Source organism: Escherichia sp. 93.0816 (genome assembly GCF_013368855.2).
GTDB lineage: Bacteria > Pseudomonadota > Gammaproteobacteria > Enterobacterales > Enterobacteriaceae > Escherichia > Escherichia ruysiae.
Map to the genome: position 1 here is coordinate 1 of NZ_JABWNC020000065.1, position 1,375 is coordinate 1,375.

At 63.5% G+C, this 1,375-nt stretch carries 1 protein-coding gene; it reads right to left on the reverse strand.

Annotated elements, in window-relative coordinates; genetic code table 11:
• Window positions 1-1,375: toprim domain-containing protein (locus HEM79_RS22245; protein ID WP_183082726.1), on the reverse strand; the 1,375-nt coding region annotated here is incomplete at both ends.

The following is a 1,375-nucleotide window of genomic DNA, read 5'->3' on the forward strand; positions in this document are numbered from 1 at the left end:
CAAGACACTCGTCGCGCAGCAGATCCAGCGCCGCCTCCCGATCTTCCGGCGTCATCTCCGGGGCGACGTTCGCAGGCTCCGGTGCGGCCTGCCAGTGCTCCAGCGCCAGCAGCACCTTTCCTAACGAGCGGCGAAGATCGCCTTCTGCAAGGCCCAGCTCTGCCGCTGCGGCCCGCGCATAACCGCCGCGACTGCGGGCGCTCATCATGTCCACTGCATCCGCGAACACCACGCCGCTGTCTGTGTCCAGCACCTGCGCGTTAACCTTCATTGCTGCCGCGTTCGGTTTGCGGCTTACGCCCCGGAGGGTCCAGCGTTCGCCCGGTAAGGCTACCATCAGTTCACCATCGGCCAGGGTTTCCACGCTGACGCCCGGCGCAGGGGCGCTGACTGCCGGAAGCGCGGCGACTTCAGCAGCTAATGAAGTGAGGTGTGCAGGCTCCGCGCTGGCCTGCGGCGCGATACTCTCCGCATCGGCCTGGTCACTCATGGACACCGCGCCATCCAGCAACACACTGAACGCCTGTTCAGGCTCTGCCACCTGGCACAGATAACCGTTCGCATCCACGCCCGCCGGGAACAGTACCCGGAACGTGGCGATCCCGGAAGCGGCTAAGGAAGAAGCCAGTTTTACCGCCGCCTCATTGCCCGCCGGATCGTTGTCGTAGGCGATCAGTACCTGTTTAATGCCGTGGTTTCTGAACGCCTGATGCATCTCATCGGTGAAGCCGTTCACCCCGTAAGCCGCCGTGACGTTACGGACCCCGGCGACCCAGAACGACATGGCATCGATCAGCGATTCGCACAGGACAACCGACGATGACCCGATCAGCGCCTGTTCATTCCACACACCGCCGTGAGCACCGGGCAGGTACAAGTGTAACGCCGTGCCTTTACGCAGATCATTGCCGATCTTGCGCCCGTACATTTCGCGGATCTGCCCGTTCAGATCCATCACCGGCACAACCAGCGACCCGGTGAAGTGCTCATGCCCGGACTCACGCAGCACACCCACACCCTTAAGCCGGGCGCGGATCTTCTCGCCCGCCCGTGATTTAACGGCGGGCAGACGGTAAGGCAACGTGCGGTTGGCGAAGCCGAGTTTAAAGGCGGCGACCAGTTCAGGATGGTTAAGGCGGCGCTTTTCCAGATACGCCACCGCTTCCGGCGCGTTCAGCAGCGTGTGATGGTAGAACTCCACCACGCGGGAGAGCAGTTGCTGACGGCCCGCCTCATCTTCCGCGAAGATTTCCGGTTCATCCGGTGTTGCCAGCGGCACCACGGCGGGATTGTCGCCCAGCTCCGCTTTCAGCCGTTCCGCCGCCTTACGCAGGCTGAGGCGCTCCGTCTGCATCACCCAGTCCAGCACCGAACC